At 70.2% G+C, this 8,975-nt stretch carries 10 protein-coding genes; 6 read left to right on the top strand and 4 right to left on the bottom strand.

Translation table 11 applies throughout. The features are described from left to right. Positions 1-41: 41 nt before the first annotated feature. Positions 42-1,028: a tyrosine-type recombinase/integrase gene (locus ACH4PU_RS03230; protein ID WP_398265367.1), complete on the bottom strand. Its 987-nt coding sequence runs from the start codon at positions 1,026-1,028 to the stop codon at positions 42-44. 156 nt (positions 1,029-1,184) lie between these two features. Continuing rightward, a complete protein-coding gene (locus ACH4PU_RS03225) occupies positions 1,185-1,685 on the bottom strand; it encodes a helix-turn-helix transcriptional regulator (protein WP_398265016.1) in 501 nt (166 codons plus the stop codon). 129 nt (positions 1,686-1,814) lie between these two features. Between ACH4PU_RS03225 and ACH4PU_RS03220 the strand changes: the two genes are divergently transcribed. From ACH4PU_RS03220 to ACH4PU_RS03195, 6 genes are all read left to right on the top strand, one after another. Beyond that, a complete protein-coding gene (locus tag ACH4PU_RS03220; RefSeq protein ID WP_398265013.1) occupies positions 1,815-2,009 on the top strand; it encodes a helix-turn-helix transcriptional regulator in 195 nt (64 codons plus the stop codon). A 475-nt stretch (positions 2,010-2,484) separates the two neighbouring features. Then, on the top strand, positions 2,485-3,765 hold the full coding sequence (locus ACH4PU_RS03215; RefSeq protein ID WP_398265010.1) for a DUF3631 domain-containing protein: 1,281 nt from the start codon (positions 2,485-2,487) through the stop codon (positions 3,763-3,765). Positions 3,766-4,080: 315 nt separating this feature from the next. Next, positions 4,081-4,656, top strand: a complete 576-nt coding sequence (locus ACH4PU_RS03210; protein WP_398265364.1) for a hypothetical protein — start codon at positions 4,081-4,083, stop codon at positions 4,654-4,656. Beyond that, positions 4,646-6,343 carry a relaxase/mobilization nuclease domain-containing protein gene (locus ACH4PU_RS03205; protein ID WP_398265007.1) on the top strand — a complete coding sequence of 566 codons (1,698 nt, stop codon included), beginning with the start codon at positions 4,646-4,648 and terminating at the stop codon, positions 6,341-6,343. The genes ACH4PU_RS03210 and ACH4PU_RS03205 overlap by 11 nt, the downstream gene beginning before the upstream one ends. Positions 6,344-6,605: 262 nt before the next feature. Beyond that, positions 6,606-6,842 carry a hypothetical protein gene (locus ACH4PU_RS03200; RefSeq protein ID WP_398265004.1) on the top strand — a complete coding sequence of 79 codons (237 nt, stop codon included), beginning with the start codon at positions 6,606-6,608 and terminating at the stop codon, positions 6,840-6,842. Positions 6,843-7,011: 169 nt separating this feature from the next. Next, the gene (locus ACH4PU_RS03195; protein ID WP_398265001.1) at positions 7,012-7,584 is read left to right on the top strand and encodes a hypothetical protein; all 573 of its coding nucleotides are present in this window, start codon (positions 7,012-7,014) and stop codon (positions 7,582-7,584) included. Positions 7,585-7,704: 120 nt separating this feature from the next. On the opposite strand, the gene ACH4PU_RS03190 is transcribed toward ACH4PU_RS03195, so the two are convergent. Both ACH4PU_RS03190 and ACH4PU_RS03185 read right to left on the bottom strand, forming a co-directional pair. After that, positions 7,705-8,250 carry an HAD domain-containing protein gene (locus tag ACH4PU_RS03190; RefSeq protein WP_398264998.1) on the bottom strand — a complete coding sequence of 182 codons (546 nt, stop codon included), beginning with the start codon at positions 8,248-8,250 and terminating at the stop codon, positions 7,705-7,707. Positions 8,251-8,281: 31 nt separating this feature from the next. Then, on the bottom strand, positions 8,282-8,974 hold the full coding sequence (locus ACH4PU_RS03185; RefSeq protein WP_398264995.1) for a class I SAM-dependent methyltransferase: 693 nt from the start codon (positions 8,972-8,974) through the stop codon (positions 8,282-8,284). Position 8,975 lies beyond the last annotated feature (1 nt).

Genomic DNA, 8,975 nt, shown 5'->3' with positions numbered 1-8,975 from the left:
GAGTCGGCAGCGCGCTGGCTTCGGCCAGCCGGGGGTAGCCGCTATGCCGCTTCAGTGACAAGCGTCTCGCCGTCCGCAGGGCAGTCCGCGTACGCCTTGTCGACGGCGGCCCGGGTCCGTTCCTCGGAGTCGGGCCACAGGTGGGTGTAGATGTTCAGCGTCATGGCCGCGTTGGTGTGGCCGAGACGCTCGGAGACCGTCTTCACGGACTCGCCGTGCTTGATCAGCAGGCTGGCGTAGTGATGCCGGAGGGCGTGGGGTCCGGTGCCCTTCGGTATGCCGGCCTTCGCGCAGGCGGGCCGCCAGGACGCGTCCATGAAGTGCGTGTAGACCACGGGCCCACCTTGCGGCGCCGTGAAGAGCCAGCCCTCGGGGCCATCGGCGGGGAAGTCCCGCAGATGGGCCTTCATCGCATCCACCGCCATGCGGGGGAGCGGGACCGTGCGGTGGGAGCGATCGGTCTTGGGCGGGCAGACGTACACACCGTGCTTGGCGGTCTGCTGGACCTGCTGCTCGACCGAGACGGTTGCGTGCAGCAGGTCGAGGTGGCGGACCTGGAGGCCGAAGAGCTCGCCGGGGCGGAGCCCGGTGGCCGCGCCGAGCAGGACGAGGCCCTTGTAGCGGGCGGGTATCTCCTCGGACAGCGTCCGCACCTGCTCGACGGCCAGCGGCACGATCTTCTTCCGGGGCACCGAGGGCAGCTTCGCCTCGGCACAAGGGTTGTGAGGGATCATCCGGTCACGGACGGCCGCCCGGAAGACGGCGTTGACCGTGTTGAAGACCGTCCGTGAGGTACTGGCGGCCAGCCCGTGCGTGGTGGTCAGGCTGGTGACCCAACTCTGTACGTCGCCGGGCTTGATGGCGCCGAGTGACCGCTTCTCCCAAGCCGGGTAGACGTAGCAGCGCAGGTGCTGGGCCACCGCCTTGGCCGTGGAAGGCCGGTGCGGCTGGATGGCCCGCCATTCCTCCGCGTACTCCTTGAAGGGCTTCTTCGCCGATCGCGGGTCGACGTACTGACCGGTGACCAGGCTGGCCGTGACCTCGTCGATCCATCGCTGGGCGTCGATCTTGCGCTCGAAGTGGCGTGCGTGCTCCTTGCCGTCGAGGTCGCGGTAGCGGGCCCGCCATTTGCCGTTGGGGCGCTTCTGGATGTTGGCCAGGTGGCTTCTCCTTCGTGTCGGTTGTCAGTAGTGGCCGCGGTCCTCGATGTCGTTGCTGAGCGTGCGAGCGTCGCGCTCGTCGCCCATGAGGCGGAGGCACTGCTCGTGGATGGCCCGCGGGCTGTCGGGGTGGGCCTTGATGTGGTCGGCGATGGCGACCACGGCGTGGTGGAGGCGGTCGCGTGCGTCGCGGGCCTCGTAGAACGCCTCGACGGCCTCCTGGACGAGGCGCCGGCTGTCGATGTCGAGCCCCTCCAGGGGCGGGGACATTAGCTCTTCGAGAGGAAGCTCGAAGACGCGTGAGAAGGCGAGGGCCTCATCGAGGTTGATGCGCCGGCGAGGAGTGCCGTTCTCGATGCGCCAGACCGCAGTCTGGTTCATCTTGACGCCGGCCCTGGTCACCCGCTCCGCCAGCTCAGTCGTGCTCCACCCTCTGACCTCGCGCTCCAGGGCCACGCGCGCGGCCACGTTCCCTTCGCTGTAGAGCAGCGGTACCTCGCCGCCCTCGGGCCTGTCGCCTGCCATCACGCCTCCATCCATCACAACGATCCCCGCTATGCAGATTGAAACACGAGCTTCCCGATTCGAGTAACCGGGGATCGTCCGGTACAACATTATTCAGATCCGAAACGCCCTCTAGTCGAATGGGAATGCATGCGATACCTGACCACCGCCGAGGTCGCCGAGCGCTACCGCACCGCCGAGAGCACCGTCCGCTACTGGCGCCACATCGGGAGGGGGCCGCGCGGCATCAAGGTCGGCAAGCGGGTCCTGTACCCCGAGGCCGAGCTGCTGCGGTACGAGCAGACGCTGATCGAGGGCCAGAACGAGTGGGGCCTGGCCGCGTAGCCACAGACCCGAAGCTTCTGGGGCCCCTCACTCATCCCTGAACGACCACCCGACGAGAAGGCGGAACAGGCTCCGCTCCGCCCCTCGCCAGAAAGGAACGCCTATGGAGGACATCTCCTCCCCCACCCCGTCGACCGCTTCCGCTGCAGGCGGTTGGCCGCCGGTCGCGGTCCCCGGGCAGGGCATCCCGTGGCACGGTCCGGACCGAGCGGACGGCCGGTCCGCCTCTCCAGGGACCGGCGAACACCCGGACCGTGCCGCTGGTCTGGTCGGTCCGGAACCGCACCGGTCCGCGACTGGAACCCGGACCGGAGTTCCGGTCAACCCGGACCAGGAACCCGGACCGGCGGAGAACTCCCAGCTCAGTGGCCTGACCAACCGGACCGGGAACCCGGACCGTGGACCCGGCCCGGAAGCCGAGGACCGGACGGAAAGTTCCGGTCAGTCGGCCGACGAACCCGGACCGTCGGTCCCGGTGGACCACGGTGATCCGGGGACGGGGGCCGAACCCGGACCGGAAACTGGGGACCGCAAGCACGCCGGTCTCACGGCGGACCGGGACCAGGACGGGACCGCCGTACTGGACGAGCTGCGCGCCGCGATCGGACGGTACGTCGTGCTGCCGAGCGAGGAGGCCCTGACCGCGGTCACTCTCTGGGTGGCGGCCTCCCACATCCAGACTGCCCTCCAGCACGCGCCGCGCCTGGCGGTGGTGGGACCAACGAAGGGCTGCGGCAAGTCCCGCGTCCTGGACGTGCTCCACGAGACCGTGCACAAGCCGATGATGACGGTAAATACCTCACCGGCGGTGGTCTTCCGCGTCATCGGCGAGGACCCGCCGACGCTGCTGGTGGACGAGGCCGACACCATCTTCGGCCCCAAAGCCGGCGACAAAGAGGACCTGCGCGGCCTGCTGAACGCCGGACACCAGCGCAACCGCCCCGCCTGGCGGATCTCCGGCCCGGAACACAAGGCGACCGCGTTTCCCACCTTCGCCATGGCGGCGCTCGCCGGGATCGGCGACCTGCCAGACACGATCATGGACCGGGCGGTCGTGCTCCGCATGCAGAAGCGCAAGCCGGGTGAGCGCATAGCCCCGTTCCGCTCGCGGTATTCCGTCCCGGAACTGAACGCGCTGCGCGACCGACTGGCCGCCTGGCTGGCCCCGCTGCGGAGCACCGCAGAGGGCTTGGTTCCGCAAATGCCGGTCGAAGACCGGGCCGCCGACACCTGGGAGCCCCTGGTCATCGTCGCCGACCTGGCCGGCGGCCACTGGCCCTCGCGGGCCCGCGCCGCCTGCCTGGCGATGACTCGCACCGAGCTGGCCCAGGACGAACAGACGACGCTGAAGACCCGGCTGCTCCGCGACATCCGCCGAGTCTTCGAGCAGCACGGCGGCCAAGAGGCGCTGCGCAGCCACGACCTGCTCGCCGCGCTCATCCAGGACGCCGAGGGGCCGTGGGCCGAGTGCGGGACGAAGGGCCTGAACGCCTACCACCTGGCCAACCTGCTGCGCGACTTCGGCATTAGCCCGGCCAACCACCGCTTCGAGAACGGTAGGCAGGCCAAGGCATACGCCCGAAACCAGTTCCTCGACGCCTGGGCCCGCTACTGCCCCGACCCTGCCCAACCGGCCCCCGCAGTCGTCGAGGCCGTGGTCGCACGGCGAGCCCAGGGCAAGCCACCGGCCCCTCCGTCCGGGACGCTGCCCATCGGCCCGCCCGGCGGGCCTGCCGGCCCTCGGCCCACTCGCTGACACCAGCTCCGTATCCATCCGTCGCATCCGTCCCCGCGCAGGTCAGCGCGGGGACGGAGTTCCTCGCCGATACGGATCACTCCGTACCTGCGACCGCCTCCGTACCTGTCCTGACCAGCTACGGGACGGATGCGACGGACGTGACGAAGCCCCACCGCACACAATCACCGGAGCACCACCATGCCCGAAACGAGCACCGACCACGCCCCCGCCCGCCGCCGCAAGGGATTCTTCGGCCCGGCCTTCCGATCAGCAGCAAGCTGGAGCGAACGAGCCTCTAACGAGGCTTCGTCCGCGCTTGCCCCCGCCCCAGAGGTGGCGGAGGAGAAGGCCGAGCGCCAGGGGGCGCCCGAGCCGGAGGAGGGCATAGCCGAGACCAGCTGCCCACCCGCAGCCGCCCCCGTCACCCCTCCCACTCAGCCGCCGACCGATGTCCAACCGCCCGCCGAGCAGCCCTCCTGGCGGGACCTCGACGCCCCCGTTCTGCCCGCGCTGATGAACCGCAAGCGCACGGTGGAGAAGCGCGACCAAGAGAAGACCATCCGCTTCACGCGGACCGCGGTCGGTGTGATCAGCGCCGCCGCTCACCAGCGCGGTCAGAAGTTCGCCGGATTCGTCGGGGACGCCGCCCTGGCCGTCGCCCTGGGCAAGGCGGGGCTGGTCGGCAGCCCGGAGGACGACCCGGTCCGTCCTCTGATCGAGGCTGTCGAGGCACAGACGGTCGCGCTGAACCGCATCGGCAGGAACCTCAACCAGATCACCGCAGCCATCCACCGAGGAACAGTGCCCGAGCGCGCCGAGACGGTACTGGACCGCGTCGAGCAAGCGGCCGAGAGCAGCTACCGACTGATCGACCAGCTCCTGACGGAGGGCACCGCGCATGGTTCCTGACGTCTCCACCGGCTCCGACACCCGCGGACTGATCGCCTACCTCTTCGGCCCCGGCCGCCGAGACGAACACACCGACGCACACATCGTCGCCGCCTGGGACATGGCCGGCGCCCCCGACCCCGGCCGCAACCCGGCAGCCACCTACACCCAGCTCGCCCAGCGCCTCGACACCCACGTCGACCTACGCACCCGCGAGCTGGGCGGCAAGAAGCCGCCCCAGCACGTCTGGCACTGCCCGGTCCGCACCGCGCCCGGCGACCGCTACCTCACCGACGCCGAGTGGGCCGAGGTCGCCCGCCGCATCGTTCACGCCACCGGCATCGCCCCCGAAGGCGACGAGAAGGCATGCCGGTGGATCGCGGTACGCCACGCCGACGACCACATCCACATCATGGCCACCACCGTCCGCGCCGACGGCCGCCGCCCCCGCACCCACCACGACGGACAGCGCGCCCAAGCCGAATGCCGCAAGATCGAGATCGAGTTCGGCCTGCGCCGCCTGAAGTCCGGCGACCTCACCGCGCCCCGCACCCCGACCGGCGCCGAACGCGCCAAGGCCGAGCGCCAGGGCCAGACGGTCACGGCACGGCAGTGGCTGCGCGAGCAGGCGTACGCGGTCGCCGCCGCCGTACAAACCGAAGCCGACTACTTCACCGTGCTCCAGTCCCTCGGCATCAAGGTCAAGACACGCCTCGGCCCCGAGACCGGCGACGTCATCGGCTACAGCCTCGCCGCCCCCGGCGACACCAACGCGGCCGACGAACCCGTCTGGTACGGCGGCTCCAAACTCGCCCCCGACCTCTCCATCAACCGCCTCCGCGAACGCCTCCCCGACCAGGAGATGGCCGACCGCCCCCGGCATGTGGCGGACCCTGCCGACCCATGGCGCCACACCACTACCGCCATACACGCGGCATGCACCGTCCTCGCCTCCGGTGACGATGCCACCGCCCAGGGCCACCTGGCCGCCTTCGGCGACGCCCTGTACAGCATCGCCAGCGCCATGACCGGCCCTCACCGGGCGGAACTGCGGGCGGCGGCGATGGCGTTCAACCGCGCCCGCCGCTCCGCCACCCGCGCCGACCACCAGGCCGCCACCGCCCTGCGCAAGGCCGCCAAGGAACTCGCCTACGCCTCCAACGAGCCGGGCGGGCTCGCCATCGCCCTGCTCTTCGCCACCGTGCACCTGGCCCGCGCCGCCGCCAAGTGGCACGAACAGCGCGGCCACGAACAGCAGGCCGCTGCGGCCGAGGAAGCCCTCAGCCGCCTCCAGGCGGGCTACCAGCAGGCCGCCCCAACCGTCCTGGCGGACCTGACCCGCCGCGCACCACGAGCCGCAACCGCCCGCCGCTACGAGCAAGACGTTCGCGCGGCCCTCCCCGACCATGCCGACCGGATCCTCGCCGACCCCACTTGGACCGCCCTGACCACAACCCTCGCCCAAGCCGAGACCGCCGGCCACAACCCCCGACGCCTCCTGGCCGAGGTGGGCACCCAGCGGGAACTCGACAGCGCGGAACGCCCCGCCGAGGTCCTCAACTGGCGCATCACCGCTGAGCCGAACCGGCGGGCGCAAGCGGCTCGCAACCGAGGCTTCATCAGCGGCACGTCGTCCATGTCTGCCACGCCGCGCCCTCCGGCCACACCAGTGGCTACGAGGCCGGGAGAGTGCAGTCGACACCGCTGACGCCCCGATCAGATTCCCTTCTGCGGACGCGCATCCTCATCACGCCGTAGCCTTCCGGCGTGCGCTATCTCGCAGAACCATTCATCCTCGGCGCCCTCAAGCGGGGGCGTTCCGTCGAGCAGTTCCTCGGACCGGCCGGGACCCCCAGAGGCCGGGGGTCCGCTGGGTCGAAATACGACCGGCCCGAGGTTCCTACGAGGTCTACCTCCACGCCGCTCTCGACTGCGAACCCCTGACGGGCGACTTGGATTCGCTGCCGCCGTTGTTCGACGACGAGGAAGAGGACTTCGGCCTGCTCTTGGCAACCACAAGCGAGCCGCTTGCTGCCATGCAGGCCGCCGAAAGCCAAACGGGAGCCGCACTCGAACGCTGGGTGAACCAGTCCATGGCGGGCGATGAGTACCGCGACTACGTACTGGCCGGCCGCCCCGCAACGACACCTGACGACCAGCCGTGGCCCACTCCGCAGTCGTCGGCCGCCAGGACGGCGACCTCGTAGACGATCAGCGGGGCCCGTTATCCAGCCCTCGCGTGGACATCGGAAGCCGTCGCCGGAGGCGATCGCTGAGTCCACAGCCTTTCGCGCCCGGCCGCACCCGGCAGTCTGCTGGTCGGTGATTGACATGATGGGCGCCGGTGAGTTCTCAGGTGTCTCTAGAGGGGCGACTATGGCGTTCAAGGCCGAAGCCGATTTCGGAGTCGCCGGACGGGATGAGTGGTCCTATGCGCCGGCTGTCGGAGTGGGACCGTTCCGGTTCGGTATGACCGTCGACGAAGTGGTCGAGGCGGCCGAGACACTCGGCCAGACGAAGGTCAGCGATTGTGCACCGCACCACGCGATTTTCTCGCCGACCTGGAAGGTCGAGGTCCGCCGTCACGGGGCGACTCCTTCTCCGTCTGCCGTCACAACCTATGTGAGTCAAGCTGTGGGCCTCTTCTGCATTGCTGTCGACGCCGTGTACGGTCCCCAGGTCGCATACGACGGAATCCCGCTGGTCGGGCGAGACCTGTCGGAGCTGGAGAGCGACGCAATCGCGTATGCCGAGGCAATGGACGTGTACTTCCGTTACACGCCCGAGGGCTACGCAGGACCGGATGATCCCGGGGTCGTCATGCGCGGGCAACTAGTCGGGCCGGTCCTCCGATCGCGCCCGTTGTTCATGGTGACGCGCGACGGCGCGAATACCGAATGGGACTCGATGCCCTCCGAGGAGTACCGCCTCAACGAGTCGACGGCCTGACGTGGCGTGACTCATGACGAGGAAGCCCGAATACGCCAGCCCATCAGTCGAGGTCGCGTTCGGGCCGCCCGTTACGCACCCTGTTGCCCTCGCTGTCCGTGGCAGCGAGGGCAACAGTCGTCAGGCGGCTCGGGCTACGGGTAACTGCGCGACCCACGTCGTGCCCTCAGTCAGGTGCTCGGGCTGCAGCCCGAGGTGCGGGTCGGGTTGAACGAGGAGAGTCGGTGTTCCCTTGGCGGTGCGCTCCGCCGCCCAGGCGTGGTCGAGGCTGGTGAAGTCGTCGTCGATCCAGACGGCGCAGGCGTCGCCCAGCCAGGCGTCGACGTGGTCGCGCTTCCAGAGGTAGCCGTTGGGGTGGCTGGTGGTGATCTGGGGACGTGGCAGGTCGACGTGCGGCAGGGCCGGGAGGTCGAGAAGGGGCCCGATGAGGGTGGTGGCGTCCTGGCGCCAGCTGGTGCACCAGACGGGGGTGAGCAGGCCGGTTCGGATGACGTCCATGAGAAGGCGTCCGTGGTCGGGGTTGAGCCAGACGGTGACCGGGTTGTCGGCGCTGCGGCCAGCGGGGACGACGTCGTGGCGGGCGTGAGTGGCCGGGGTCGAGCCGTCCGTGTTGGGGAAGGGTATGAGGACGCCGTCGATGTCGAGGAGCAGGTAGGGCGGGCGCATCGGTCCTCCATAGGCCGGATGAGCGCAGCTGTCAGAGCTTGCGGGCGCGGATCAGCAGGGCGGTGGGCCAGTGGCCCATGCGGGGGTCGTGGAACTCCTGGGCTGAGGTGAGCCAGAAGCCGGCCTGGCTAAGGTGCTTCTCCCAGCGGTCCGTGGAGAACTCCCAGCGGGCGATGGGGAGCCGGGTGCGGTCGGGCAGGGTGACGAAGTCGCGGCGAGGCCGGTCGTCCCCCGAAGGGCTGCGGCCGCCACGCTGCGGGTGCGGGACGGAGAAGGCGAGCACCCGGCCGGGCGTGAGGCGCTGGGCGATGGCCGGGAGCAGGAGCTCGGGGGCGACGAGGCCGACAGCGCCGAAGACGGAGTAGATCGCGTCGAACTGCTCGTCAGAGGCGTGCAGGTAGTCCAGGGCGTGTCCGGCAATGAAGGTGAGATTGTTCAGTCGGCCGTAGTGGGAGCGGGCGCGGCGGACCTGGAGGCCGACCAGGTCGACGCCGGTGACGTGGGCGCCGTGACGGGTGGCGAGGTGGGCGGCGTTGTGGCCGGGGCCGCAGCCGAGTTCCAGGAGTCGCTTGCCGCGCAGGCCGTGGCCGAGGACGTCAGCCCCGGGCCCCTGGCCGGGTCTCGTGGTCCATTCCATCCGGGCGGGTACGGACAGGGGTTCGGCGAGTCCGGCGGCGGTGCGCTGAGCGGCGTGGGCGTGCCAGGGGGATGCCTGGGCGAGCACG

It is taken from the genome of Streptomyces sp. NPDC021100, assembly GCF_044333095.1.
Taxonomy (GTDB): domain Bacteria; phylum Actinomycetota; class Actinomycetes; order Streptomycetales; family Streptomycetaceae; genus Streptomyces.
The sequence above is the reverse complement of the archived record's forward strand: the minus strand, read 5'-3'. Positions and strand labels throughout refer to the sequence as shown.

Bases quoted from the DNA above. Each gene is read 5' to 3' on its own strand.
- ACH4PU_RS03225 (WP_398265016.1), bottom strand. From the start codon at position 1,685: ATGGCAGGCGACAGGCCCGAGGGCGGCGAGGTACCGCTGCTCTACAGC.
- ACH4PU_RS03220 (WP_398265013.1), top strand. From the start codon at position 1,815: ATGCGATACCTGACCACCGCCGAGGTCGCCGAGCGCTACCGCACCGCC.
- ACH4PU_RS03205 (WP_398265007.1), top strand. From the start codon at position 4,646: ATGGTTCCTGACGTCTCCACCGGCTCCGACACCCGCGGACTGATCGCC.
- ACH4PU_RS03195 (WP_398265001.1), top strand. From the start codon at position 7,012: ATGGCGTTCAAGGCCGAAGCCGATTTCGGAGTCGCCGGACGGGATGAG.
- ACH4PU_RS03190 (WP_398264998.1), bottom strand. From the start codon at position 8,250: ATGCGCCCGCCCTACCTGCTCCTCGACATCGACGGCGTCCTCATACCC.